Below are 24,675 nucleotides of genomic sequence, written 5' to 3'. Positions count from 1 at the left end.
CTGTCTTCCTGTCCCCCGGCAAGCAATACTGAACACCCAATTCTAGCCGACAGGCCGGCCACGCTGCTCGCGTGTCCGGCCTGTCGGTGTGTTGATGGGTGTGGCAGCCAGGCCTAGTAGCGGTAGTGCTCCGGCTTGTAAGGACCGGCGACATCCAGGTCCAGATAATCGGCCTGGTCCTTGCTGAGTTCAGTCAGTTCGACGCCCAGCGCATCCAGGTGGAGGCGCGCCACCTTCTCGTCAAGGATCTTCGGGAGCACGTAAACCTGCTTCCCGTACTCGCGCTCACCGGCCGGCTGGTCCTTCTTCGTCCAGAGCTCGATCTGCGCGATCGTCTGGTTGGCGAAGGAGTTGCTCATGACGAATGACGGGTGGCCGGTGGCGTTGCCGAGGTTGAGCAGGCGACCTTCGGACAAGACGATGATGGAGCGCTCCGTGTCGGTGCCGCCGTCGAAGACCCATTCGTGGACCTGCGGCTTGATCTCGACCTTCTTGACTCCGGGAACCTTCGCCAGGCCGGCGATGTCGATCTCGTTATCGAAGTGGCCGATGTTGCCCACGATCGCCTTGTTCTTCATGCCCAGCATGTGCTCGGCCATGATGACGTCCTTGTTGCCTGTGGTGGTGATGAAGATGTCACCCTGAGCGAGGACCGACTCCAGCTTGGCTACCTGGTAGCCGTCCATCGCCGCCTGCAGTGCACAGATCGGGTCAATCTCGGTGACCACAACACGGGAGCCCTGGCCGCGCAGCGCTTCCGCGGCGCCCTTGCCGACGTCGCCATAACCGCAGACGACGGCGACCTTGCCGCCCATGAGGACGTCCGTGGCCCTGTTGATGCCGTCCGGCAGGGAGTGACGGATGCCGTACTTGTTGTCGAACTTGCTCTTGGTGACGGAGTCGTTGACGTTGATGGCCGGGAACAGCAGCTTGCCCTGCTCCGCGAGCTGGTACAGGCGGTGAACGCCAGTGGTGGTTTCCTCGGTGACGCCTTCGATGCGGGCCGCCAGGCGCGTCCACTTGCCGGCATCTTCGGCCTGCGTCCTGCGCAGCAGGTCCAGGATGAGGACGTATTCCTCTGCGTCATTCTCGGTTGCGGCCGGGACAGCGCCGGCAGCTTCGAACTCAACGCCCTTGTGCAGCAGCAGCGTGGCGTCGCCGCCGTCGTCGAGAATCATGTTCGGACCCAGCTCGGGGTTTTCCTTGGCACCCGGCCAGGTGAGGATCTGCTCGGCGGTCCACCAGTATTCCTCGAGGGTTTCTCCCTTCCAGGCAAAGACGGGAACACCCTGGGGATCCTCGGGCGTACCCTTGCCAACCACCACGGCGGCTGCGGCTTCATCCTGGGTGGAGAAGATGTTGCAGGAAGCCCAGCGAACTTCCGCGCCCAGGGCGGTGAGGGTTTCGATCAGGACGGCGGTCTGGACCGTCATGTGCAGCGAACCGGCGATGCGCGCACCCTTGAGCGGCTGCGAAGCGCCGAATTCCGCGCGCAGCGACATGAGGCCCGGCATTTCGTGCTCGGCAAGTCGGATCTGGTGGCGGCCTGCCTCGGCAAGGGAAATGTCAGCCACTTTGTAATCGAAAGTCATGAAAGTCCTTAGGGGTACCGTGCGTTTTGCTGTCTGAAGTGGGGGTCAGGCTTTGGCGTCGTGCTGGTCGGAGCTGGCCGCGTTGGCAGCGGCGAGCAGTTCCGGCGGCAAGAGCAGGGGAATGCCGTCCTCGATCGCGTAGCGGACCTTTTCACCATCAGCGGCGGCCGTGGTGGAAACAAGCTCGTCGCCTTCCTGGACCAGCGGTGAACCCGTAACGGGGCAGCGCAGGATGGACAACAGTTCAGGACTGACCTTTGGCATGAATGATGCTCCCTGGGTGGCGCCGGGCGTGGCGCCGCTGGCGGACTTATATGCAGATTCCAGCCTACCGCGCAGGACGATCAGCCACGGAGCGGCGACGATTTGCGTCCGCCGGTGAGCTCTGGAGAGCGGCCGGTCTAGGAGGGTTCGCGAAGAATGCGCAGGTGGCCGCGCCGCGTCCCTTCGACGACCGCGGGTGCTTCGACGTGCGGCCGGCTGGTCCTGGTTGTTGGCTCCGGGGCCGCAGCAGCCTCGCGCACGGCGTTGGCCAGTGCGAGCAGGTCATCCGGTCCAGGTTCCGGCGGAGTCGCCGGCATGGCGAGGCGCAAAACTTCCCAACCACGCGGGACAGTCAGAGTTTGGGCATGCTGGGCGCAGAGGTCATAGGCATGGGGTTCGGCGTACATGGCCAGGGGACCCAGAACGGCCGTTGACTCGGCATAAACGTACGTCAAAGTGGCCACCGCTGATTGGCGGCAGGCTGATCTTGAACACTGACGAATAGCACCCACAACATCCCAGATTAGCGGTTCCTGGCCCCTACTTTGCGCATTGGGCGCCCGTGACCCGCTGGGAGACCCTGATGAACCCTCAAAGCCGCGGTGTCGCGGGCATTATGTCGCGTTGGCGGTTACTCGGGACTAAAGTCGATATATGCAGTCACAGCCACATGTTCCCGGCTTCAATGTCCGGTGGTCTGATGCCGAAGGCAGTCAGAACGAGGAACAAGCCGGGGCCCGCGGTTTCCGGCGGCGTCGGCGTAACCGTCACGGACGGGGGCTGCGCGGCGAATTGATGCTACCGACGCTTCCCGCCTTCCGGACCCGTTCCGAGCGCTTTGACGACCTTGTCCTGGACTCCGCGGAGCGCCTTCAGGACATGTGGGGCAAGCAACTCGATGGCGTGCTCTTTGCAGTTGACGAAATCCCGCCGAACCTGGAGCAACTCGTGGCCTCCGGAACCAGCGCGCCCATGGGTTCCTACACTCCGGGCGGCAAGGGCGAGGCTCCCATGATCACGGTGTACCGCAGAGTTGTGGAGCAGGCATGCGGTACCCGGGAAGAGCTCCAGGACCTGGTCCATGACGTTGTGGTGGAGTACACGGCCGAAATGCTCGGCGTGCCACCCGAAACACTGGATCCCGTTTACCGCCGCCGCTACCAGTAGCCCTCGGGCCGGCTAGTACCCCACCGTCACAGGGACCTTTTCCAGCCCCGCTGCGGCATCCTGGATGGCCACAACCGACACATCCGCGCGCCCCTCTTTACCGAGCAACAGTGCGCCATGGACGGGATCCCCGGACGCGGACACTACGTACCCGGCCACGACGGAGTCGCCCACCTTTGCGGGCAGTTCGATGAGTGACGTGGTGCCGCCGGACATGTCGACATCCACGGCCTTGCCTACCTTGCCGTCGGTGGTCACAGGAGCGTAACTGACAGTGGCCCGGCCTTCCGGAACACCGAAGCTGAAGGAGCGTTGGCCCTCCCGCGGCACTGCAACCAGATGCTGGCTGCCCAACCGGGCCGACGATGGCGACCAAGCAAAGTCGGTTGCCTCTTCGGCCTTCGCCCCACGGGCAACCCTCGCGGACGCCACGAAGGCTACGTCGGACGTGGCTTGGACGGTGTAGGTACCCGCAGGAACACCGTCGAGGTCGAGCGTGGCCACAGAACCACCCTTGACGGTGACGACTCCCCCGCCGGGTACCGCACGTTCACCGTTGGCGCCAAAGAGTTTGACCTCAACCACTGCGTCCGTGGAGCCCGGCACGGCGATCTGCAGGGCAGGCACCGCATCAGTGAAGCCCGACTTGCTGCCGAGGGCCTTGATGGCTGCTGAATCCTGGATATCGATCCCGGTCATGACCTGTTGGTTGGAAGGACCGGCGCCGGGCGTAAGGAAGTCGACGCCACCGGCCGTCAGGCCACGCAACACGCTCTGCTGGATGGTGCCCGCAACAGGACCGCCTGTGCTGCGCAGGTGGACCGCAAGCTGGGATTCCCCCGGAGCCAAACCGGCCAGGTTTACGGAGCGGGTGGTGCCCGGGGCAATCAGGAGTCCGCGCGCCCCGGGAGCCTGGATCTGGCCCTTGTACCCAAAGAGGTCCAGGTTAACCGTCGCCGGAGTCTCGGAAGCATTGCTCAGGTTAAGGACTGCGGTGCGCCCCAAAGCTGTGTTTGCCCCCATCAGCCAAGCGTCATTTCCGGGTCGCTGGCAGGGAGCCGCAGCCAATCCGCGCAGGTCACCGTCCGTTGCCGAATAGGCCAGATTGGCAGACAGTGAGGCCTGTTCGCTACCGATCGGCTCAGCTCCCACCACAGTGGTGGACGAGACGGAATTGATGGACGCCACGGCCGCGGCCAGCACGGGCGGACCCGGTGAGGGCGTCGGTGTGCTGGTGGGAGCCTTGGCGATCTCGGCAATCGCGTTCCCGGCCAAACCCGTTACCTTGCTGCCAGGGATGGTCCCGGCGGGGTTGCTCAGCACAACCGCATTCAGCGTACTCGTGGCCGTGGTTGATACGGGGCTGAAATCCGCGTCGGTCCCCACCACAGTGCCCGTGACCAACCGCGCAGGCTCCGGGCAGACGCCAAGCGAACGGCCCGCAGGAACGTCGGCCTGGGGAACGTCCATGGACGTGCCGCCTGAAGGCTCCGGCACCATGGACGTTGCTGCCACGGCGCCGCCGCCGGCGGCCAGGATGACCACCGCGGACAGGACTCCAGTGATGAGGCCCTTATTGGAACCACGGGAACCATTGGAGCCCTTGGAATCGCGGGATCGAGCCGACTCGGATTTCCGCGACTCGCGGGACTTCTTGGGCTCCGGGCCTACCTCGACCTTGTCCTTGGGGTCCTCAGACACTGCTGTACTCCTTACGGAGGGAGATTTCGTCCCTCGACATACCGGTTCGCGAACGGCGGGCGGGCATGGGAACGGCAAGCAGGATCGTCAATCCGATCACGACGGCCTGCAAGATGCCCAGCCACAATGCCCAAGGGTTGGTATAGCGGATTTCCAAGGCGCCTCCGCTGGACGGAAGGTCGAACGCCTGGGACCAGCCCGACGTCGTGCTCTTTAATTGGCGCCCATCAATCCATGCCGTCCACCCGGGATCGGAGCGTTCAGCCAGAACAACCTTGCGGCCCTCATCCCCGGCGGGAACAGTGGCATCCACTGAAACTTCGCCGGACGGGAGGGAACCCACCACTGCACCCTTCGCATCCACAATCCGAACGCGGTGCGCAGCATCGGCGGCGGTGGCGGCAGCGTCCTTCCGCGGCGTGACACGCCACAGCCAACCGGCGTCCGTCTGGCCAACGGCTACGAGGCCTGGAACGGCGTCAATCCTGCTGGCAGTCAGTTGGGCCGCGTCATCGGCGGCCTTGAGCACCACGAAACCGGCACCCAACTGCTCAAGGTCAGCCCGCGGATCTACTCCCGTGCTCGCCACAATCGTGGCGACGGCCCGGCGGATGGAAGCCGTGGCGGCGTCGTCCGTTGCAATCTCTTCGCGGCCAGGAGCACCGATGATGGACCGGGCGGAGGCGATGGTGGACAGGTTGTCCAGCGTGGTCCCGGCATCGCGCATCAGGGACGACGTGAACACCCCCTCTTCACCGCTGGTGATCACCAGCGTTCGCGTCCGTTCAGGACCCTGGCCACGGTCGACGGCGGTTGCTGGCAAGGTGCCGTTGTCCACCGGCCGTACCTGCCGCAACGAGCCAAGCGGCGTTGGCGGCAAGTCCTCAGCAGGCGATGACGCGGAGGGAGAAACCGACGACGATTGGAGGACGTTCTGAACCGTCCAGGCGCCCAGTCCGGCAATCGGCCCAGCCATCAGGACAACCAGTGCCACAGCGGACGCGATGCGCCTCAGGGGCAGGCTCCGGTGGCTTGGGTCGTTTGTCCGCCGGGGTGCGGCGAAGATCTTTTCTGCCCCCACCATGGCTGCACCAAGGAGCAGCATGCCGGCCGCCGAAACCGCGGGCCCGGTGAACGGGCCGACAATAACGTTGTTGTTGACGCCCGTGGCCACGTGGCCCAGCAACCAGCTGCCGGCCAGGACAGCCAATGCAGTCACCCAGAAAACCCGGGCAACGGCCGTGCGCTTTCCGGGCACAAAGAGAGATGCGATGGCCAGGAGCAGGATGGGAACGCTCACGAGCAAGGCCAACAGCAGCGCCCAAGGCACAGGGCCCGGTCCGAAGACCGGCAAGCCGGCCAGTCCGCCGTCGATGTCGAAGGCGAGAGGCTGCCCCAAAAGTTGTTGCCACAGCGGCGCCGCTTCGAAGGTGAGCGGCAGACCGGGGTCGGCGAGCAGCGAGCGGGGCCGGTCAATCACTGAAATCCCGTAGGGAATGAAGAGAGCTGCCGCGGGAAGGAGCGACCACCACAACGTCCTGCCGCGGTGCCCCAGGATCACGGCGGCAAGAATGATGGCCACCGCGATCGGCCCGAGCAGCGACGGCGCCGAAGCCGTGACAATGGCCAGTGCCAGGCCTGCAGCAGCTGCAGCGGTCCACGACGGCGTTCCGTTGATGCCGGGCTTGCCGAGCACCGGAGTTGCACGGCGGCTAAAGGGCACCCGTGCGGCGTAGCGGCCCTGGCCGATGGCCGAGCCAGAGGCACGCAACAGCGCCAAGAGCAACAGCGGCATCATGACGTGCGCCACCAAGGCGCCGGCACGTCCCTCATTAACGGCAATCAGAAGTGCGGGTGCCGCGGACCAGGCCAGGGCGGCAACCATCCGGAACCGCCTGCTCGTGGTCAAGGCACCGGCAGCGAACCAGGCGCAAACGCCGGAAAGCGGCATGGCCAGGATCAGCAGCCAGGCCATGGCGGCATTGGCGTCACCACCACCGAACAGCGAGAGCAGCCACAGAACGTATCCAAAAGGATCACCATGGCCGGGAAGCCCGGCGCCCAGTCCAATCCACCAAGCGGAGGCATTGGCCCAAATATCGCCGGGGGACGCTGAGACGGGGAGAAGCCCCCCACCTGTGACCGCACCAGAGCGCAGCAAACCGAGCAGGCCTACAAGCGAAGCACCCAAGGCCAAGAGCGCAGCAGCTACCGCGCCGGTTCCCACCCAACCGCGTTCATTGGTGGCCAAGGCAGCGAAGTCGTCTGCAGCGTCACCGCTGGGCTCCGGTGCCAGGAGATCGGAAACAGCCGGCGAATCCTCGCCGGGCCGGATCGCTTCCAGTAAGGAGCGCCGGTTGGCCCGGACTTCCCTGGATGGCTTCTGCAGCCCACGGACCACCGAGCGATGCACCCGCCGGGTCTTTGCGGCAACACGGCGGGCCCTCACCACGGCCAAGGGGCGCGCCAGGGCAGCGAACGTTGCGGCCAACTGGGTAAAGCCGTAGCCGGGTTCCTTGACCAGGATGCTCATTACCATCCGGATGATCGCTCCAAGCAGCGCGCCGGCGGCCTGGAAAGGAACATTCCACCACGGCGTGTGCTTGAGGCGCATATGGATCTGGGCTTTGCGTGCTGCCGACGCAGTGCCCAATCCGTTGGGACGGTTTTCCACGTGGAACATGCGTGCGTTCGGGACCACCACCACGCGGTTGCCTGCCAACCAGTTGCGCCAGCAGAAATCGACGTCGTCGCCCGTTCCCGGAAGCGCCGGATCGAAGCCCTGCAGGAGGTCCCACACCTCGCGGCGGATGAGCATGCCTGCGGAATTGACGGCAAAAGTATCGGTGCGGCCATCGTGTTGGCCTTGATCGACTTCGTCAGCGTCGATCAGCGTCAGGCGCTCCGCCCATCGACTGGTGGAAAGACCTACGTCCACCAAATGCCGCTTGGCGTCCCAGCCCAATTGCTTGCAACCGGCGACAGTCACGGACGGCGCTCGTTCCACCGCGTGGAGGAGTTCGGCCAGGGCGTCCGGCGCTGGCGCGGCGTCGTCGTGAAGCAGCCAGATCCATTCCGTCACAGCCGCGTCGTTAGCCGCATCCGCGTCAATGGAAGCCAGCTCGTTCAAGCCTGCCTGGACCGCCGCCCCGAAACCGGCCTTTGCATGAACGTAGTCAATGACGTTGGCCGGGCCAAGGGCTTCGCGCAGCAACTCCGCGGAGTTGTCCGATGAGCCCGTATCAATGCCAATGGCGGCATCTGCCGAACGCGTCTGGTCCGACAGTGCCGCCAAAGTCCTGGGGAGATAGCTCCCGCCGTCGTGGGCAACCACGACGGCGGTAACGTGTACTTCCTTGAGAATCAGACCGCTCGCTTCCTGAGCCGGCGGCGTTCACGCTCGGAGAGGCCGCCCCAAATGCCAAAACGCTCATCATTTGCGAGGGCGTACTCAAGGCACTGCGAACGCACGTTGCACGCTCCGCACACCTTCTTGGCGTCCCTCGTTGATCCACCCTTTTCGGGGAAGAAAGCTTCCGGGTCCGTCTGCGCGCACAGCGCGTCAGTCTGCCAGCCAAGTTCGCCTTCGTCGTCGAAGTCGCCTTGGCTCGGAAGGCCAATCCACACCGGCTGACCGGGGGTTTCACTCGGACGACGCAACTCCATGGGAGGGTCGTCCAGGTCTTCGTCCGGCCCAGCAGGCAGATCTCCGATCAACGCCTCATGAGCAGCAAGAAGAGCAGTTGCCTGATCTTCCAATGATTCCTGCGCATTCTGGTTGTACCGATCTGCCGCTTCCGGATCCGCAGGATCTACGTACCAATCCCCCGGTACTTCCCGCGAACGGTATTTCACCGACGCATGTTCTGCGACGACTGCATCTTCCTGGATACGCAACGCTTGCCCCATGGCGTCCCTCCTGATTTTGCAGCTGCTGCTTGGATGTTTTTCCGATTCCCGGCGATGTTCCGGAGATCTACGCAGCGGCGTTTGATTACTAATTACACGCGTGTAACTACCCGTCAGTCAAGCCGCGCCGGGATAATAATCAAGATTCTGTAGAAACGTGGGATGCGCCACGCCCAACATTTTCGGGGTGACCCCCGGAACCCGCCGGGGAAACGGAAGCCTAGCATCAGTTGATCTGAACATTCCTTGAAATACCGGGGAATTTTCCGCACCGCCGGATTCAAACCGGCACGCGCCCCTGATGCGGTGTGGTGCAATTCACAATCACCCGGTCCCGGGTTCGATCACCGTGGCAAGATTGATCCATGAGCATCCCGGCAGCGAACCTGATGACCGCTCTGCGGTCCGGCCATTCAACCTCTCCGCGCCTGACGTGGTACGGCCCGGATTCAGAGCGTGTTGAGCTCTCGGGGCGCGTCCTGGACAACTGGGTGGCCAAGACCAGCAACCTGCTCCAAGACGAACTGGACGCAGAGCCGGGAATGAGCCTTCGGCTGGACCTGCCTGCCCATTGGAAGTCCTTTGTATGGGCGCTGGCTGCGTGGCAGTTGGGCATGGAGGTGGTGCTCGACGACGGCGCCGCCGATCTCTTGGTCACTGACACTCCCGACGACGCTGCTGCCGCCGGATTCCAGGCGATCGTCGCCGTGCCGCTTGCCGCACTTGCCATGCGCTGGCCCGGTGAGCTGCCGTCCGGCGTCGTGGATTATGCCGCGGAAGTCCGCTCACACGGTGACGTCTTCATGGCCCACAACGAACCCGAGGCCGGGCTGCCTGCGTTGCGCGGCAGCGCGGGCCACGAGCACGGCGATCTTCTGGAAGGTTTTGCCACGGGACAAGAAAGCGGCGTTCGCCTGCTGGTCCGGGCCGCCAACGGCTTGGAGGCAGGCCTTGCAGCCGCACTGGGGGCGTGGAAAGAAGATGGCTCGGTAGTGCTGGTGCACCCCGACTTGGACGTCACCCAGCACCTGCTGGATAACGAGCGCGTCAGCGGTTCTTAAGGGACGGGAACTCCGGGTCGGTCGACTGGCCCGGAACGGTCTCCGCGGCCCCTGCCTTGGCCTTGTGGTGCAACTCGATGATCTCGTGGTCATGCGAGTACGCGGGCTCGGCGTCCAGCTCTTCGTTGAAGACCCAGAACCGGTAGGCAAAGAAGCGGAAGATGGTGCCCAGGATGAGCCCCACGACGCTGCCGGCAATGAAGAGCGACGGTTTGTCATTGAGGTCAAGCACGTACTTGGCGAACCATACGCAGCCGGAGGCAATAAGAAGCCCGACGAAGTTCATGACGGCGAACAACACGGCCTCGCGGACCACGTTGGCCTGCTTCCGGTGACGGAAGGTCCAGAATCGGTTGGCCACCCAAGAGAACACGCTTGCCACGATGGTCGCAATTGCCTTCGCCCAAACTTCACTGCCGTGCATCGGACCGGAGAACAGCCAGATGTACACCGCCGAGTCGATGACGAAAGCAACACCGCCTACGGCGCCGAATTTGGCTACTTCGCGCCAAAAGAGCGAGGCAAGTCCGCGAATGCGATCTGCAAGTGTGGTGATCATGACCCTCCATGGCCGTTGAAAATTGGGCCGATGGGCCACGTCCATTTTAGCGCCGATTTCCTAGAGCCACCCCGGAGGGGCCTGTGAGAACGCCGATACTACAGTGCGCTTCACAGATGGCAGGCGGCAGAATCAGTGATCCGGGCCCCGGTTCGGTAGGCTGAACCTTGTGACTTTTCCAGTAATTGGCGTTGTTGGCGGCGGCCAGCTCGCGCGCATGATGGCTCCGCCCGCTACCGCCTTGGGCTTTGAACTCCGCGTTTTGGCTGAGGGTGAGGACGTTTCGGCTGTCCCTGCCGTGGCCACGGCTCCTGTGGGCGACTACAAGGACCTTGACGCTCTCCTTGAGTTCTCCAAGGGCGTTGACGTTCTGACCTTCGACCATGAACACGTTCCCACCGAGCACCTGCGTGCACTTCTCGATGCCGGGGTCAACGTCCAGCCCGGCCCTGATGCTTTGGTGAACGCCCAGGACAAGCTCGTCATGCGTGCGGCCATCGACCGCCTCGGACTACCCAACCCCAAGTGGGCAGCCGTACACACCGTCCAGGACCTCGTGGCTTTTGGTGACGACATCGGGTGGCCGGTAGTGCTGAAGACCCCGCGCGGAGGCTATGACGGCAAGGGAGTACGCATGGTCGACTCCGCTGAGGATGCCGCGGAAACGGCCGACTGGTTCGAATCCATGAGCCCGCTCCTGGCCGAAGCCAAGGTGGAGTTCAGCCGCGAGCTCTCCGCCCTGGTTGCCCGCACGCCCGGCGGCGAATCACGCGCCTGGCCTGTGGTCCACACCATCCAGGTGGACGGTGTGTGCGACGAAGTCATTGCCCCGGCCCAGAACATCCCCTTGGAAGTTGCAGCCGCTGCAGAAGAGGCCGCCTTGCGGATTGCCAATGAACTCGGCGTCACGGGCGTCATGGCGGCAGAGCTTTTTGAGACCCCGGGCGTCGGTGCCGGCTTCCTCATCAATGAGCTCGCCATGCGCCCGCACAACACCGGGCACTGGACGCAGGACGGTTCCATTACCAGCCAGTTCGAACAACACCTTCGCGCGGTGCTGGACCTTCCGCTGGGCGCCACCGATGCGTTGGCTCCCGTCGTGGTCATGAAGAACTTCCTGGGTGGAGACAACCAGAACCTTTTTGACGCGTTCCCCATGGCGCTGGCGTATGAGCCGGCAGCCAAGGTCCACTGCTACGGCAAGTCCGTTCGCCCGGGCCGGAAGATCGGGCACGTCAACCTCGTCGGCAGCTCGGTTTCCGACGTCGACTCCGTCCGCCAGCGCGCCACGGCCGTGGCAGACATCATCCGTGACGGCCGCATGCCGGCGCAGAACACCACCGAGGAGACCGAATGACCGCAGAAACCCCAGCCCCGCTTGTAGGGCTCGTCATGGGCTCGGACTCCGACTGGCCGGTCATGGAAGCCGCCGCGGACGCCCTGGCTGAGTTTGGCATTCCGTTCGAGGCGGACGTTGTCTCCGCCCACCGGATGCCCACGGAAATGATCCGTTATGGCCAAACGGCCCACGAGCGTGGCTTGCGCGTCATCATCGCCGGTGCGGGCGGCGCAGCACACTTGCCCGGCATGCTTGCCTCGGTCACTCCCCTGCCCGTCATTGGCGTGCCGGTCCCGCTGAAGACCCTCGATGGCATGGACTCCCTACTGTCCATCGTGCAGATGCCCGCCGGAGTTCCGGTGGCCACGGTCTCCATCGCCGGGGCCCGCAACGCAGGCCTTCTTGCCGTGCGGATGCTTGCCTCCGGCACGGACGAGCTCGCTACGCAACTGCGCGCTGACCTGCTCGACTTCGCCCAGGAACTGAACGACGTCGCAACCAAGAAGGGCGCGAACCTCCGCCACAAGGTAGAAGAGGTCTTCTCCCCAGCCAATGCTTCAGCCCGGAGCAGCCGCTAGGAGGCAGCGGATGACCACCATGCACTCGAACCCGCATCAGAACGGCTCCGCCCTGACTGATCCCGTCCGCTATCCGTCCGGGGCCAGCGCCCCGGTGCGGACCAAGCGCGCCTTTGTGCTGGTCCTCCTCACCCTTTTCATCCCGGGCAGTGCGCAGATTGTTGCGGGAGACCGCAAGCTGGGGCGCCGGGCTTTACGCGTCACCCTGACCGTGTGGGCTCTCGCCCTGCTGACGCTCTTCACGGCTCTGGTGAATCGCACGCTTCTCCTGAGCATCGTGACCCACCCAGTGGGTTCCCTCGTGGTCATCGTGATCCTGGTCGCCCTGGCCCTGGGCTGGGCTTACTTGTTCCTGAATACCCTCCGGATCATCCGGCCGGCGCTGCTCGCCCCGGGCATGCGGCCCATCATCTCCGTGGTGTTGGTTGTGGCCACACTCCTTGCGAGCGGATCGCTCGGGTACGTCGCGTACGTCCTGAACGTCAGCCGCAACGCCATCGGCAGCATTTTCAACGCCGGGCCGGCCATCGATCCCGTGGACGGCCGCTACAACTTCCTGATGATGGGCGGCGACGCCGGAGACGACCGGACCGGTAGACGACCGGACAGTTTGTCAGTGGTCAGCGTCGACGCCACCACGGGCGAAAGCGCCATCATCTCCGTGCCTCGAAACCTGCAGAATGCGCAGTTCAGCGAGGGTTCGCCCATGCGGGAGATTTACCCGGAGGGCTACAACTGCGGCGACGAGTGCCTCATCAATGCGGTCAACACCGAGGTCACGAACAACTACAAGGACCTCTACCCGGGTGTCGCAGACCCCGGCGCACAGGCCACCTTGGAAGCGGTGTCCGGCACCTTGGGCATCACTGTCCAGGCATACGTCCTGGTGGACATGGACGGCTTCGCCAAACTTATCGACGCCATGGGCGGGATCCGCATCAGGGCCGGCGGCTGGGTGCCCATCAGCGGTCCTGTCACTGACGAGGCCAACGGGATCCACGGAATGCCCGATGGCTGGATCCCGGCCGGCGACCAGCACCTGGATGGCTTCCATGCCCTTTGGTACGGCCGTTCCCGCGAATTCGTGGACGATTACGCCCGCATCGCGCGCCAGCAATGCGTCCAGCAGGCCATGCTCAAGCAACTGGATCCTGCCACTCTGCTGACCAAGTTCGAGGACATTGCCAACGCCGGCACCAAGGTGGTGGAATCCAACATTTCCTCCGCCCAGCTCGGCAGCTTTGTTGATCTGGCGCTGAAGTCCAAGAACCAGCCGGTCCAGCGGCTCACGATCGGCCCGCCTGACTTCGAGGCCTCCTTCTCCACTGTCCCGGACTTCGACCTCATCCATTCCCGGGTCCAGGAACTGCTCAAGCCGTCGAACCAGCCCAAGGCCGACGACGTCCTGCTGCCCAACAACGCGCCCGCCGCTGGCACCGTTGTGGCTGCTGGTCCGGTTGCCAACGGCCTCGCTTCAACCGGCCAGCAGCCCTCGCCCACGTCTACGGACTTCACCCCGGTTACCACCACCCCGGACGGCACCCCCATCACCGAGGAGCTGCTCAATGGGCTCAAGGCCCAGGGCGACGAACAGGGCATCCGCGACCTCGTCGCTACCAACGGACAGTGCGCCCCGCTGTAGGCCCGGCCCATTCCACTTCACCTCACGTTCAGCGCAACGATAAGGACTTTCTTTCGTGTACCAGATTGAGAATGTTTTGCGACCCTACGCATGGGGTTCGACGACGGCGATTGCCGGGTTGCTGGGGCGGCCGGCCTCAGGTGGGCCGGAGGCAGAACTGTGGATCGGAGCCCACCCTGACTCCCCCTCCACGGCTGTCCGCCCCGATGGTACGAGCCAGGCCTTGGACGCGCTGATCTCCTCGGACCCTGTTCACTTCCTGGGCGCAGCGAGCGTCAGCGAATTCGGGCCCAGGCTTCCCTTCCTCACCAAGGTCCTGGCCGCTGAACAGCCGCTTTCTTTGCAGGTCCACCCCAGCTTGGAGCAGGCCCGGGAAGGATTCGCGCGCGAAAACGAGGCGGGTATCCCCGCCGATTCGGCCGAGCGCAATTATCGCGATGACAACCACAAGCCTGAGATGATCTTTGCACTGACGCCGTTCCGGGCACTCTGCGGATTCCGTTCGGCATCTGCGGCTAAAGACATCTTTGAGCATCTGGCATCCATCCTGGATTCGGCGGCCGTGGACGTTCCGGCTGTGGTGGGCGGCGTGATCGCCGATCTCTCCGGAGACGACGAGCCCGCGGCGCTGAAGGCTGCCTTCAGCAGGCTGATCGCCGGCGGCACGGACGTATCGGACGCCATCAACGAGGTCATCGCGGTCCTGAGCGCCGGCGCCCCGACCGAACCGCACGAGGACGCCCTCACCGCGATGCTCGGCATCAACGAATCCTTCCCCGGCGATCCCGGCGTCCTCATTTCGCTCCTGCTCAACCACCTTTCCCTGCAGCCAGGCGAAGCGGTATATCTGCCCGCAGGCAATGTCCATGCCTACATCCACGGGTTGGGCATCGAGGTCATGGCGTCCTCGGACAACGTCCTGCGCGGCGGACTCACGCCCAAGCATGTTGACATCCCCGAACTGCTGAAGACCGTCCGCTTTGAGTCCTTGGGTGTTCCCCGCGTCGAAGCGAGCGGGACGGAGTTCGGCCAGGAACTGTACCGCCCGCCGTTCCGTGAGTTCCAGCTGCAGCGAATCGAACTTAGCCCCGGCGCCGAGCCGGTTCCGCTCGCGCAGTCCGGTCCCGCCGTCGTCGTTGTGGTTGCTGGTTCGGTGGTACTTGACTCGCCCAAGAGCGATCTTCCGCTCGGCCAAGGCGGCACAGCGTTCATTCCCGAGGCTGAGAACCCCGTCATGGTCCACCCGGCGCAGGGAACCACCGAGACGAGCATCGCGTTTGCGGTCACCACCGGACTGGGGAACTGATCCATGGAGTTTTTCCTGCAGACGCCCGCATGGGCCGCTGTCCAGCGCTCCCTTGGCCGCCGCGTCCACGAGCAGTCGGGTCCGGGGTGGAGCTTCCTCGCCGTTGAGGAGAAGAACCCCGCAGGCAAAGTTCTCTATGCCCCTTACGGCCCCATTGCCAAGTCGTTGGAAGCTTTCGACGCCGCCACAGCGGCCCTGGTGGCTTTGGCCCGGAAAGAGCGTGCGGTCTTCGTCCGAATGGAACCGGTGGAGGCAGGATTCAGCGCGTCCGACGCCGGACCCCTCCTCCGCGCCCGGGGCCTGCAGCCGGCGCCGGTCAACCAGCAGCCCGAGCTGAGCTGGATTGTTGACCTTGACGGCGATTTCAAGGACGTCCTGGCCGGCATGAAGCCCACCAACCGAAACCTCTACCGGAACATCCACAAGAAAGGTGTGACGTTCCGTGCATCGCAGGATCCCGCGGATATCTCCGTACTCTTGCACTTCCTCCACCTGACGGCTGCCAGAAACGGCTTCAAGCCCCAGAGCGACTCCTACCTCACGCAGGTGGCGGAATCGCTCCTCCCGGCGGGCGCGGGAACGCTGTTCATCGCCGAGCTTGAGGGCCAACCGATCGCCGCCGCCTTCGCCTACGACTCCGCGGACACCCGCACGTACGCGCACGCCGCCCTGGACGATACCCACCGCAAGCTCAGCGCAGGAATTCCGCTGCTGGTAACTCTCATGGCTGATGCCAAGGAGAAGGGCCTCAAACACGTTGACCTGTGGGGCGTCGCCCCGGAGGACCAACCAGACCACAAGTGGGCAGGGTTCACGTCCTTCAAGAAGTCCTTCGGAGGCCGCGAAGTAGCTTACCCCGGCACCTGGGACCTCCCCGTGAACAAACTCCGCTACACGGCCTACCAACTGGCACGTAGCCTCCGAAACAAGCTCCGCTAACCGCGCCAACCTTTGGGCAATGTGGCGTGTTGACCCTCTTTGGGCCTCCGCTCCCCCAAACACGCCGGGGATCACGGCGTGTCGGACCACCTGTGGCCTCAAACCAGGTCAGGACGCCACGCGCTACCCCTCACAACGCCCGCAAGCGGAGACGGGCCGCGGCGCAAACGCACCCAGACAGCAAAAAGCGCCCTATCGCGTCAGCGGCATCAAATCGACGAGGTACGAGGAGATAGCCGCAGAGCGATAGGGCGCTTTTTGCGTCACAAGACGCGACAAGCAGGGACGGGTTACGGCTTGCGCGCGTACGTCTCCCACTTGGAGGCGTGGTGTTCAGCATCAACGAAGCGCACGGTTCCGGACTTCGAGCGCATCACGATGGACTGCGTCAGTACGCGGTCCTTCTGGTAGCGAACGCCGTGGAGCAGGTCGCCGTCGGTGATGCCCGTGGCTGCGAAGTAGCAGTTGTCCGAGGTGACGAGGTCGTTGGTGGAGAGGACGCGGTCGAGGTCGTGTCCGGCGTCGATCGCCTTCTGCTTCTCTTCGTCCGAGGTGGGCCAGAGGCGGCCCTGGATGACGCCACCCAGCGACTTGATGGCACAGGCTGCGACGATGCCTTCCGGGGTGCCGCCGATGCCCATGAGCGCGTCCACGCCGGTGCCGGAGCGCGCGGCCGCAATGGCGCCCGCGACGTCGCCGTCCATAATGAACTTGGTGCGCGCGCCTGCTTCGCGGATTTCCTCCACGAGCGGACGGTGCCGGTCGCGGTCCAGGATCATGACGTTGAGCTGGTTGACCTTGACGCCCTTGGCCTTGGCGATCAGGTGCAGGTTCTGCTTGACCGGGAGGCGGAGGTCAACCATGTCGGCTGCTTCGGGGCCGGTCACGAGCTTCTCCATGTAGAACACCGCGGAGGGGTCGAACATGGAGCCACGTTCAGCAACTGCAAGGACAGCCAGGGCGTTGTTGATGCCCAAGGCGGTGAGGCGGGTTCCGTCGATGGGGTCCACGGCGACGTCGCACTCGGGGCCGGTGCCGTCACCGACCTGCTCGCCATTGAACAACATGGGAGCCTCGTCCTTTTCGCCTTCACCGATGACCACGACGCCATTGAAGTGGACGGTGTGCAGGAAGGAGCGCATGGCGTCAACGGCAGCGCCGTCGGCCTTGTTCTTGTCGCCGAAACCTACCCAGTGGCCACCGGCAATGGCCGCGGCCTCGGTGACGCGAACGAGTTCCAGCGCAAGGTTGCGGTCGGGCTCGTCGAGGCCAACGGCGAGCGACGGCGAAATCGTGGAATACTGCTGGGTCATTGGTGCAGGAGACACTTGAACCTCTTCTTCGAGTGACGATTCACGGGACCGGACACGGTTGCACGAGGCAACCTGGGGTTCCTCTACCAACGATCATAGTCGCCGCATCCACTTGGAGTCGTTGAATGACCACCGTCCGCAATACCGTCGGTGAGATTGCCGGTTGTGTGTTCACTGCCGCCATAAGGGACTATGGAAGGGTGAGTGAAACGCAGGACAAGCCCGTGGCCAACAACCAACCGGATGCTGTTGGGGCCACCCCGGACAGCGCGGCCGATGCCCCGTACAAGCCCGTCATCCCGGCGAAAGCCGCCAAGCGGGCGAATGCCTCGGTCATCGGCATGATCATTGCCTTGGTGCTCTGCGTCCTCGCTTTCCTGCCGGTGGTCCTGATGAATCCTGCACCGAAGGGCGAGGGGTTCCGTCCCGCCGTCGATGTCTCTGCCGTTGCACGCAACGCGAGCGATGTGGCGGGATTCACACCTGTCACGCCCGATACCGGTGACACATTCACAGCAAACTACGCACGGTGGGAATCCGGCTCCGGCAGTGGCGTGCCCACGTGGGAGGTTGGTTACCTGACTCCCAAGGAGGCCTTCATTGGCCTTACCCAGACCAACCAGGCCAATCCCACGTGGATCCTTCAGCAAGCGGGGAACCTCCCTGTTACGGGGACGCGCAACGCGGGCGGGCGGGACTGGGAACTCCGGGATTCGGGCAAGGATAAGCGCAGCATGATCCTTGAGTACCGCGGCACCACGATCATCCTGACCGGCACGGCCAGCTTGGAGGAGTTCGCAACGCTCGCCGCCGCCGTCGTGAAGTCCGCGGACCAAGCACCTGCAGCAACCACACAACCTGGCGCAACACTTTCGCAGGCGGCCACCACCGCGCCGTAAAGTAATCAGGTGCCTACTTATCTGACTCCCGCCCTTGCCTGGCGCCGCCTTCGCGAGGGCAACGAACGTTTTGTTGCCGGCGAATCCCTGCACCCCAACCAGGACGCATCCCGCCGATCTTCGCTCATCGAGAACCAGAACCCGTTTGCCGTCATTTTTGGTTGCTCCGATTCCCGTCTTGCCGCTGAGATCATCTTCGACCTCGGCCTGGGCGATGCCTTCGTGGTTCGCACCGCAGGGCAGGTCATTGACGACGCCGTCCTCGGCTCGCTGGAATACAGCATCAGCGAGCTGCGCGTGCCGCTGATCGTCATCCTGGGCCACGACAGCTGCGGTGCCGTCAAAGCCACCAAAGCCGCGGTCGAAACCGGCGAGATGCCGGGCGGCTTCATCCGCGACCTCGTGGAACGAATCACGCCGTCCGTTCTGACCTCCTTGCGCAATGAGCAGGAGGACGTCAATGACATGGTGGTGGAGCACGTGAAGCAGACTGCCACACGGTTGGCCGACAGTTCGCGTGTGATTTCCGCCGCCATCGACGACGGCCGTGTGGCCGTTGTCGGCCTGTCCTACAAGCTTGACGAGGGCCGTGCGGCGCTCGTTTCCGGGATCGGAAAGCTTTAACGCGCGGTGCTCCGGCCCTCTGGCCGGAGCACGTAGCACTCCCTTCCGGGTTTTCGATGCGGCCCTCAGTCGACCTAAGCTAGCCCCATGACTTCCACCACTGAGTTCCGTATTGAACATGACACGATGGGCGAGGTTCGCGTCCCCGTGAACGCCCTCTACCGCGCCCAGACGCAGCGTGCTGTGGAGAACTTCCCGATCTCCGGCAAGACGCTTGAGCGCACTCACATCGAAGCCCTTGCACGCGTCAAGAAGGCCGCTGCACTGGCGAACGCCGAACTGGGGGTGCTCGATGGTGAGCTCGCCGAGGCTATCGCCGCCGCTGCCGACGAGGTTGCCACCGGTAAGTACGACGGCGACTTCCCGATCGACGTCTTCCAGACCGGCTCGGGCACTTCCTCCAACATGAACACCAACGAGGTCATCGCGGAGCTCGCTTCGCGTGCCCTCGCAGCTGCCGGGAGCGACAAAGTCGTCCACCCGAACGACCACGTGAACGCGTCGCAGTCCTCCAACGACGTCTTCCCGACCTCCGTGCACGTTGCCGCCACCTCGGCCCTGATCAACGACCTGATCCCGGCACTCGAGTACCTGGCTGCTTCCCTTGACCGCAAGGCTGTCGAGTTCAAGGACGTCGTCAAGTCCGGCCGCACGCACCTCATGGATGCCACGCCGGTCATGCTCGGCCAGGAGTTCGGTGGCTACGCTGCACAGGTCCGCTACGGCGTCGAGCGCATCAACGCTGCACTCCCCCGCGTTGCCGAAGTTCCCCTCGGCGGCACCGCCGTCGGAACAGGCATCAACACCCCGGCCGGTTTCCCGGAGCGCGTCATCGAGCTCCTCGCCGCTGACACGGGGCTGCCTTTGACCGAAGCCCGCGACCACTTCGAGGCCCAGGCAAACCGCGATGGCCTGATCGAAGGCTCCAGCCAGCTGCGCAACATTGCGATTTCCTTCATGAAGATCAACAACGACCTCCGCTGGATGGGTTCGGGCCCCAACACCGGCCTCGGCGAAATCGCCATCCCGGACCTGCAGCCGGGTTCCTCGATCATGCCGGGCAAGGTCAACCCCGTCATCTGCGAAGCGTCCATCATGGTGTGCGCCCAGGTCATCGGCAACGACACCGCGATCGCCTGGTCCGGCACCAACGGCGCCTTCGAGCTCAACGTCGGCATCCCCGTCATGGCCGCCAACCTTCTTGAGTCCATCCGCCTGCTGGCCAACACCAGCCGCGTCATGGCCGACAAGATGATCGACGGCATCACCGCCAATGTGGAGCGCGCCCGCTTCCTTGCCGAGGCTTCCCCGTCCATCGTGACCCCGCTGAACAAGTTCATCGGCTACGAGAACGCCGCCAAGATCGCCAAGGTCGCCGTCAAAGAGGGCTTGACCATCCGCCAGGCCACCGAGAAGCTTGGCTTCGTCGGCGAAGGCGACGGCAAGGTCACCGAGGCTGAACTCGACAAGGCCCTGGACGTCACCACCATGACGTCCCCGGCCCACAAGGCCTGACCTTGACGTAGCAGTCAAAACACGACTTACCGCTCAACGCACGACGACGGCCGGCATCTTTCTCACGAAGGGTGCCGGCCGTCGTCGTACCCGGAGTCGTTGTACAGCAGATGCCCTTCTCACCCCTCCCAAAGGGCATTGGCTGCACAAGACTTTCGGATCTTTTTGCACTTTTCTGCGAAGAGTGCAAAACTTTACTTTGTGAGCAATAGTGCAAATATTGACGGTGGCCTTCGCGAACGAAAGCGCGCCGCCACACGGACGGCCATTACCGCCGTCGCGCGTTCCATGACCGCGGAGCATGGCCTCAACGGTTTCACGGTTGAGGAAGTCTGCGAAGCGGCGGGGATTTCACGCCGGACCTTCTTCAACTACTTCCACTCCAAGGAAGACGCCGTGATCGGCTCGTTTTCGGACGAACTGCCCGAAGAGGCGGTGGAGGCTTTCAACCGGAACCCTGCCCGCACGCCTGACAGCATCTCGGAAACGCTTCTGGCAGCGCTGCATGTGCTCACGGTGACACTGATGGAGCGTTCTTCCATCAGCCGCACCGAAGTCCAGCAGTTCATTGCTGCCATCAAGGCAGAGCCTCAACTCCTGGCACGGCTCACCCTTGAAGGGGAGGCCCGCGAGCGCCAATTCGCAGGGCTCGTGGCCGCCCGCGAGGGGCTGGATCCGGAACACCCCGAAGTCACCACGGCAACGGTCTTGTTCGGGGCTGTTTCCAAGAAGACGGCACAGCAGTTCTTCTCCGAGGACAACACCCGCCCGTACCGCGGGATTCTGGAGCAGAACCTCAACGCCGCACGCAAACTCTTCGCCCAGCCGCTGGCCACGAGCCACCAACTGGGCCCCAACCCCCTTGAAACCTCGAAGGACCCCGCATGAGTACCCTCTCAAAGGCTGCCGAACCACTGCTGCTGACCCAGAGGAGAATCTGGATCATCTTCTCTGCCCTGATTGCAGGCATGCTGTTGTCCAGCCTCGACCAGACAATCGTTTCCACCGCCATGCCCACCATTGTGGGCAAGCTCGGTGGCGTTGAACACCAGGCATGGATCACGACGGCCTACTTGCTGGCCACCACCATCGTCATGCCGATCTACGGCAAGTTTGGCGACATCCTGGGCCGCCGCAATCTGTTCCTCGTTGCCATCGCCCTGTTTACGCTCGCTTCCGTGGGTTGTGCTTTTGCCAGTGATTTCTGGGGCTTCGTGATCTTCCGCGCCATCCAGGGCCTGGGCGGCGGCGGTCTGATGATCCTCTCGCAGGCGATCATCGCAGACATCGTCCCGGCCAAGGAACGCGGAAAGTACATGGGTCCGTTGGGAGCCATCTTCGGCCTGTCCGCCGTAGCCGGTCCCCTGCTGGGTGGGTTCTTCGTGGACCACCTGACTTGGGAATGGGCCTTCTACATCAACATCCCCATCGGCATCGCCGCTTTCATCACGGCATGGTTCACGCTGACTCTGCCCAACAAGAAGGCCGAAAAGAAGATCGACATCCTGGGTGTCCTGTTCCTTTCGGCAGCCACCACCTGCCTCATTTTCTTCACGGACTTTGGCGGTAAGAAGGAGGAAGGCTGGGATTCACCCCTCACCTGGGCGTTTGGCGCAGGCATGGTCCTGGCGGCCTTGGCGTTCGTCATGGCGGAAAGGCGCGCCGAGGATCCCATCATTCCGCTGAGCCTCTTCCGGAACCCCATCTTCATCAACGCCACGGCAATCGGGTTCACGCTGGGCCTTGGCATGTTCGCCGCGATCGCCTTCGTTCCGACGTTCCTGCAGATGTCCTCCGGGACGTCCGCGGCGGAATCCGGCCTGCTGATGCTGCCCATGATGGTTGGTCTCATGGGCATGTCCATCTTCTCCGGCATCCGGATTTCGAAGACCGGCAAGTACAAGATGTACCCCATCCTGGGCGCCTCCCTGACCATCGCGGCAATGCTGTGGCTCACCACCCTGACGGCCGAAACACCTATCTGGGTCATCTGCGTCCAACTCTTCATCTTCGGCGCCGGGCTTGGCCTGATCATGCAGGTCATAGTCCTGGTGGTCCAGAACTCCGTGCCCGCCGACCAGATCGGCACTGCGACCAGCACCAACAACTATTTCCGCGAAGTGGGTGCTTCGTTGGGCGTGGCCGTCTTCGGCGCCATCTTCACCAACCGCCTCGCTGAGTCCCTGACCAACGCCTTCACCGGCGCGGGCGCCTCCGCGGAGCAGGCCTCACAGTCCACCAGCACCCTGAATCCGCAGGCGCTCAGCCAGTTGCCTGAGCAGTTGCGGGACGCGATCGTCAACGCTTACGCCAATTCCCTCGCGCCTGTGTTCTGGTATCTGGTACCTTTCATCGCGATCGCACTGCTGCTGGCCATCACCCTGAAGCAGATCCCGCTTTCGGACACGGCAGGCATGGTGGCTCGTGGAGAGGCCGTAGGCGGCGCTGAGGCTGAACGCCTCGAAGCCGAACGGCTTGAGGCCGCCGTCGCGTCCGCCGAGGGACGCGAGCCGGAGCGGACACCGGCCGACGCCGGCATCAAATAGGGTCAGTCTTCCACCTGGAATGCCACGGGGCCTTCGGGCTCCGTGGCAAGCCTGATGGCTTCGAGGTTGCCTTCGCTCATGGCAGGCAGTTCATCCAAGCCAAACCAGCCAACGGCTATCGATTCGTCATCGTTCACCTGAGCGTCACCGGAGACATAACGGCAGCGAAAAGTAATGTCCAGGAAGTCGCAGACGTCACCGTTGGGGAAGGTCACCGGCCCAACAACGCCGACGCCGATGATCCGTTCTGTTTCCGCGACAACGGCAGTTTCTTCGAAGATTTCCCGGACCAATCCGGGCGCGGGGTGCTCCCCTGGCTCAAGGATTCCGGTGATCAGCGTCCAGTGGCCATTGTCGGCACGTTGACCGAGCAGAACCCGGCCGTCGTCGTCGAAAACCACTCCCCTCACCGCCGGCAACCACAGCGGGTCATTCCCGATCTTCTCGCGCAGTTTGAGCACGAATTCCGGTGCACCCATGGCCTCAGCTTTCCTTCAATTCGATCGTGGCGTGTGCATTGCTCAAGGTCAGCATGCCGCCGTCGCGCTTCCACTGGACAGGCTTTTCAAAGAGTTTGATGGTCCAGGCCTCGTAGCTTCCCTTTGGCTCAGAGCACCCCATGGCGGAGACGGCCATCGAACGCGTTGTCAGGACGTTCTCCTGAACCGAGACTGCCACGTTGAGCACGTTGCAGGGTGTCTTCACCAACATGGTCCATTCACCGTTGATATGAGTCGAGCTGACCTTCAGCGGCTCCGTTCCGAGCCACGCTACGTCTCCCTCGGCGTCGGATCCTCGGACAGACGTGAACTCGGAACAGCCCAACGGACCGCTTTCGCAGGACGGCTCCGCCTGCTGGGTTGTGCCCGGCTGGAGGCTAACCCCGGGAGTCGCTCCAAGATCACCGCCCGATTGCCCGCAGCCGGACAGGAGCAAGGCGCAGGCCGACAGCACCACGGCGAAGGCCATGGACATTCCCGGTACGGACCTAACCTTGCTCCCCTGCACTGCAGCTACCTCCAGGCGCGTTCAAACGTGTCAAAACATTCGCTGGGCTAAGCATGCCGCAGCCCGGTGAACACGGAGAATACGGGAAGGGTTGCAGTTCGGCCGCAGTTGGCCCCGGGCAGGGCTGGAAGCATCATGCAGGCAAAAGCACCATGCTCACGGCGGCTCCGGCCAGCATGAAAGGCCCGAACGGGATAGCCGAACTGAGTGTGCCGCGCCTGGACACCAGGATGACCAGGCTCCAGAGTCCGCCGAGCAGGAAAGCTGCGAAAGTGCCCGCGAAAACATGTGCCCAGCCCAAGTACCCCAGATAGAGGCCAAGCACTCCCGCGAGCTTCACGTCGCCAAAGCCCATGCCCGGCGGATGAATGAACCGGAGCACGAAGTAAAACAGCCACAGCACCGCACCACCGGCAACCACTCCAAGACCCGGGACTCCGAACAGGGCAGCGTCAGGTATTTTCTCTGCATCAACGCTGGTCCCCCAGGACCCTGCTACGGCAGCTGCCACAAGAAGCACGCCGGCCACTCCGTATGAAGGAAAAACAATCCGGTTCGGCAGCAGGTGGCTCCGGACGTCGATGATGGTCAAGCGGACCGCCATCAGCAGGAAATAGGCGCACGCAACAACCACGAGCCAGAAGCCCAGCGGGCTGGCATCCCAGAGGTCGGCGAGTCGTCTGATCACCCTCGGATGCTATCCCGAATTGTCC

Annotated in this window: 23 protein-coding genes; 12 read left to right on the top strand and 11 right to left on the bottom strand. The window is 63.7% G+C overall.

From position 1 onward, the window contains the following. Positions 1–113: 113 nt before the first annotated feature. The 3 genes from ahcY to ACIQC5_RS06210 all read right to left on the bottom strand — a co-directional run bounded on the left by ahcY (position 114) and on the right by ACIQC5_RS06210 (position 2,368). A complete protein-coding gene (ahcY, locus tag ACIQC5_RS06220; protein WP_400279522.1) occupies positions 114–1,592 on the bottom strand; it encodes an adenosylhomocysteinase in 1,479 nt (492 codons plus the stop codon). A 45-nt stretch (positions 1,593–1,637) separates the two neighbouring features. Then, on the bottom strand, positions 1,638–1,856 hold the full coding sequence (locus ACIQC5_RS06215; protein ID WP_400279520.1) for a Trm112 family protein: 219 nt from the start codon (positions 1,854–1,856) through the stop codon (positions 1,638–1,640). A gap of 137 nt (positions 1,857–1,993) precedes the next feature. After that, positions 1,994–2,368 carry a DUF3499 domain-containing protein gene (locus ACIQC5_RS06210; protein ID WP_400279517.1) on the bottom strand — a complete coding sequence of 125 codons (375 nt, stop codon included), beginning with the start codon at positions 2,366–2,368 and terminating at the stop codon, positions 1,994–1,996. A gap of 142 nt (positions 2,369–2,510) precedes the next feature. Here ACIQC5_RS06210 and ACIQC5_RS06205 point away from each other — a divergent pair, with 142 nt between their 5' ends. Next, complete coding sequence (locus tag ACIQC5_RS06205; RefSeq protein WP_400279515.1) at positions 2,511–3,023, top strand: metallopeptidase family protein; 513 nt, start codon at positions 2,511–2,513, stop codon at positions 3,021–3,023. Between the two features lie 12 nt (positions 3,024–3,035). On the opposite strand, the gene ACIQC5_RS06200 is transcribed toward ACIQC5_RS06205, so the two are convergent. Genes ACIQC5_RS06200 through ACIQC5_RS06190 form a run of 3 tightly spaced genes read right to left on the bottom strand, consistent with a single transcriptional unit; the run spans position 3,036 to position 8,633 of the window. Next, a complete protein-coding gene (locus ACIQC5_RS06200) occupies positions 3,036–4,724 on the bottom strand; it encodes a DUF5719 family protein (protein ID WP_400279512.1) in 1,689 nt (562 codons plus the stop codon). Beyond that, the gene (locus ACIQC5_RS06195; protein WP_400279509.1) at positions 4,717–8,058 is read right to left on the bottom strand and encodes a glycosyltransferase; all 3,342 of its coding nucleotides are present in this window, start codon (positions 8,056–8,058) and stop codon (positions 4,717–4,719) included. The genes ACIQC5_RS06200 and ACIQC5_RS06195 overlap by 8 nt, the downstream gene beginning before the upstream one ends. Before the next feature lie 29 nt (positions 8,059–8,087). Further along, on the bottom strand, positions 8,088–8,633 hold the full coding sequence (locus ACIQC5_RS06190; protein WP_400279507.1) for a WhiB family transcriptional regulator: 546 nt from the start codon (positions 8,631–8,633) through the stop codon (positions 8,088–8,090). Positions 8,634–8,998: 365 nt separating this feature from the next. On the opposite strand from ACIQC5_RS06190, the gene ACIQC5_RS06185 reads away from it, so the two are divergent. Next, positions 8,999–9,694 carry a TIGR03089 family protein gene (locus ACIQC5_RS06185; RefSeq protein WP_400279504.1) on the top strand — a complete coding sequence of 232 codons (696 nt, stop codon included), beginning with the start codon at positions 8,999–9,001 and terminating at the stop codon, positions 9,692–9,694. On the opposite strand, the gene ACIQC5_RS06180 is transcribed toward ACIQC5_RS06185, so the two are convergent. Next, positions 9,681–10,253: a GtrA family protein gene (locus ACIQC5_RS06180; protein WP_400279501.1), complete on the bottom strand. Its 573-nt coding sequence runs from the start codon at positions 10,251–10,253 to the stop codon at positions 9,681–9,683. The two genes, ACIQC5_RS06185 and ACIQC5_RS06180, sit on opposite strands and share 14 nt — an antisense overlap. A gap of 169 nt (positions 10,254–10,422) precedes the next feature. On the opposite strand from ACIQC5_RS06180, the gene ACIQC5_RS06175 reads away from it, so the two are divergent. From ACIQC5_RS06175 to ACIQC5_RS06155, 5 genes are read left to right on the top strand one after another with little or no spacing between them, the layout of a single operon-like run. After that, positions 10,423–11,610 (top strand): 5-(carboxyamino)imidazole ribonucleotide synthase, encoded by a 1,188-nt coding sequence (locus ACIQC5_RS06175; protein WP_400279498.1) that lies wholly within the window; start codon positions 10,423–10,425, stop codon positions 11,608–11,610. Continuing rightward, entirely contained in the window at positions 11,607–12,170 is a 564-nt protein-coding gene (gene purE / locus ACIQC5_RS06170) for a 5-(carboxyamino)imidazole ribonucleotide mutase (protein WP_400279496.1), read from the top strand. The genes ACIQC5_RS06175 and purE overlap by 4 nt, the downstream gene beginning before the upstream one ends. Positions 12,171–12,180: 10 nt before the next feature. Beyond that, a complete protein-coding gene (locus ACIQC5_RS06165; protein ID WP_400279494.1) occupies positions 12,181–13,812 on the top strand; it encodes an LCP family protein in 1,632 nt (543 codons plus the stop codon). Between the two features lie 55 nt (positions 13,813–13,867). Then, positions 13,868–15,118, top strand: coding sequence for a mannose-6-phosphate isomerase, class I (gene manA, locus ACIQC5_RS06160; protein ID WP_400279491.1), 1,251 nt, complete (start codon positions 13,868–13,870; stop codon positions 15,116–15,118). A 3-nt stretch (positions 15,119–15,121) separates the two neighbouring features. Next, positions 15,122–16,057 (top strand): lipid II:glycine glycyltransferase FemX, encoded by a 936-nt coding sequence (locus ACIQC5_RS06155; protein ID WP_400279488.1) that lies wholly within the window; start codon positions 15,122–15,124, stop codon positions 16,055–16,057. 290 nt (positions 16,058–16,347) lie between these two features. Here ACIQC5_RS06155 and glpX read toward each other — a convergent pair whose 3' ends face one another. Further along, positions 16,348–17,370, bottom strand: a complete 1,023-nt coding sequence (gene glpX / locus ACIQC5_RS06150; RefSeq protein ID WP_400279485.1) for a class II fructose-bisphosphatase — start codon at positions 17,368–17,370, stop codon at positions 16,348–16,350. A 125-nt stretch (positions 17,371–17,495) separates the two neighbouring features. Here glpX and ACIQC5_RS06145 point away from each other — a divergent pair, with 125 nt between their 5' ends. The 5 genes from ACIQC5_RS06145 to ACIQC5_RS06125 all read left to right on the top strand — a co-directional run bounded on the left by ACIQC5_RS06145 (position 17,496) and on the right by ACIQC5_RS06125 (position 22,954). Then, positions 17,496–18,269: a DUF4245 domain-containing protein gene (locus ACIQC5_RS06145; protein WP_400279482.1), complete on the top strand. Its 774-nt coding sequence runs from the start codon at positions 17,496–17,498 to the stop codon at positions 18,267–18,269. A 9-nt stretch (positions 18,270–18,278) separates the two neighbouring features. Then, positions 18,279–18,893: a carbonic anhydrase gene (locus ACIQC5_RS06140; protein ID WP_400279479.1), complete on the top strand. Its 615-nt coding sequence runs from the start codon at positions 18,279–18,281 to the stop codon at positions 18,891–18,893. Positions 18,894–18,980: 87 nt separating this feature from the next. After that, positions 18,981–20,408 carry a class II fumarate hydratase gene (locus ACIQC5_RS06135; RefSeq protein ID WP_400279477.1) on the top strand — a complete coding sequence of 476 codons (1,428 nt, stop codon included), beginning with the start codon at positions 18,981–18,983 and terminating at the stop codon, positions 20,406–20,408. 201 nt (positions 20,409–20,609) lie between these two features. After that, positions 20,610–21,296 (top strand): TetR/AcrR family transcriptional regulator, encoded by a 687-nt coding sequence (locus ACIQC5_RS06130; RefSeq protein ID WP_400279474.1) that lies wholly within the window; start codon positions 20,610–20,612, stop codon positions 21,294–21,296. Beyond that, positions 21,293–22,954: an MDR family MFS transporter gene (locus ACIQC5_RS06125; protein WP_400279472.1), complete on the top strand. Its 1,662-nt coding sequence runs from the start codon at positions 21,293–21,295 to the stop codon at positions 22,952–22,954. Before ACIQC5_RS06130 ends, ACIQC5_RS06125 begins: the two co-directional genes overlap by 4 nt. 2 nt (positions 22,955–22,956) lie before the next feature. Here the strand turns inward: ACIQC5_RS06125 and ACIQC5_RS06120 are convergent, their stop codons facing one another. The 3 genes from ACIQC5_RS06120 to ACIQC5_RS06110 all read right to left on the bottom strand — a co-directional run bounded on the left by ACIQC5_RS06120 (position 22,957) and on the right by ACIQC5_RS06110 (position 24,650). Then, positions 22,957–23,433, bottom strand: coding sequence for an NUDIX hydrolase (locus ACIQC5_RS06120; RefSeq protein ID WP_400279469.1), 477 nt, complete (start codon positions 23,431–23,433; stop codon positions 22,957–22,959). A 4-nt stretch (positions 23,434–23,437) separates the two neighbouring features. Then, on the bottom strand, positions 23,438–23,923 hold the full coding sequence (locus ACIQC5_RS06115; protein ID WP_400279466.1) for an META domain-containing protein: 486 nt from the start codon (positions 23,921–23,923) through the stop codon (positions 23,438–23,440). A gap of 172 nt (positions 23,924–24,095) precedes the next feature. Further along, a complete protein-coding gene (locus ACIQC5_RS06110) occupies positions 24,096–24,650 on the bottom strand; it encodes a prepilin peptidase (RefSeq protein WP_400279464.1) in 555 nt (184 codons plus the stop codon). Positions 24,651–24,675: the final 25 nt, after the last annotated feature.

It is taken from the genome of Paenarthrobacter sp. NPDC092416 (assembly GCF_044755025.1).
Lineage (GTDB): Bacteria > Actinomycetota > Actinomycetes > Actinomycetales > Micrococcaceae > Arthrobacter.
The sequence above is the reverse complement of the archived record's forward strand: the minus strand, read 5'-3'. Positions and strand labels throughout refer to the sequence as shown.

What these genes read in the sequence shown, in the direction of transcription:
- ahcY (WP_400279522.1), bottom strand. Translation starts at nt 1,592, where the DNA reads ATGACTTTCGATTACAAAGTGGCTGACATTTCCCTTGCCGAGGCAGGC.
- ACIQC5_RS06215 (WP_400279520.1), bottom strand. Translation starts at nt 1,856, where the DNA reads ATGCCAAAGGTCAGTCCTGAACTGTTGTCCATCCTGCGCTGCCCCGTT.
- ACIQC5_RS06205 (WP_400279515.1), top strand. Translation starts at nt 2,511, where the DNA reads ATGCAGTCACAGCCACATGTTCCCGGCTTCAATGTCCGGTGGTCTGAT.
- ACIQC5_RS06190 (WP_400279507.1), bottom strand. Translation starts at nt 8,633, where the DNA reads ATGGGGCAAGCGTTGCGTATCCAGGAAGATGCAGTCGTCGCAGAACAT.
- ACIQC5_RS06185 (WP_400279504.1), top strand. Translation starts at nt 8,999, where the DNA reads ATGAGCATCCCGGCAGCGAACCTGATGACCGCTCTGCGGTCCGGCCAT.
- ACIQC5_RS06180 (WP_400279501.1), bottom strand. Translation starts at nt 10,253, where the DNA reads ATGATCACCACACTTGCAGATCGCATTCGCGGACTTGCCTCGCTCTTT.
- purE (WP_400279496.1), top strand. Translation starts at nt 11,607, where the DNA reads ATGACCGCAGAAACCCCAGCCCCGCTTGTAGGGCTCGTCATGGGCTCG.
- ACIQC5_RS06165 (WP_400279494.1), top strand. Translation starts at nt 12,181, where the DNA reads ATGACCACCATGCACTCGAACCCGCATCAGAACGGCTCCGCCCTGACT.
- ACIQC5_RS06155 (WP_400279488.1), top strand. Translation starts at nt 15,122, where the DNA reads ATGGAGTTTTTCCTGCAGACGCCCGCATGGGCCGCTGTCCAGCGCTCC.
- glpX (WP_400279485.1), bottom strand. Translation starts at nt 17,370, where the DNA reads ATGACCCAGCAGTATTCCACGATTTCGCCGTCGCTCGCCGTTGGCCTC.
- ACIQC5_RS06145 (WP_400279482.1), top strand. Translation starts at nt 17,496, where the DNA reads ATGACCACCGTCCGCAATACCGTCGGTGAGATTGCCGGTTGTGTGTTC.
- ACIQC5_RS06135 (WP_400279477.1), top strand. Translation starts at nt 18,981, where the DNA reads ATGACTTCCACCACTGAGTTCCGTATTGAACATGACACGATGGGCGAG.
- ACIQC5_RS06125 (WP_400279472.1), top strand. Translation starts at nt 21,293, where the DNA reads ATGAGTACCCTCTCAAAGGCTGCCGAACCACTGCTGCTGACCCAGAGG.
- ACIQC5_RS06120 (WP_400279469.1), bottom strand. Translation starts at nt 23,433, where the DNA reads ATGGGTGCACCGGAATTCGTGCTCAAACTGCGCGAGAAGATCGGGAAT.
- ACIQC5_RS06115 (WP_400279466.1), bottom strand. Translation starts at nt 23,923, where the DNA reads ATGGCCTTCGCCGTGGTGCTGTCGGCCTGCGCCTTGCTCCTGTCCGGC.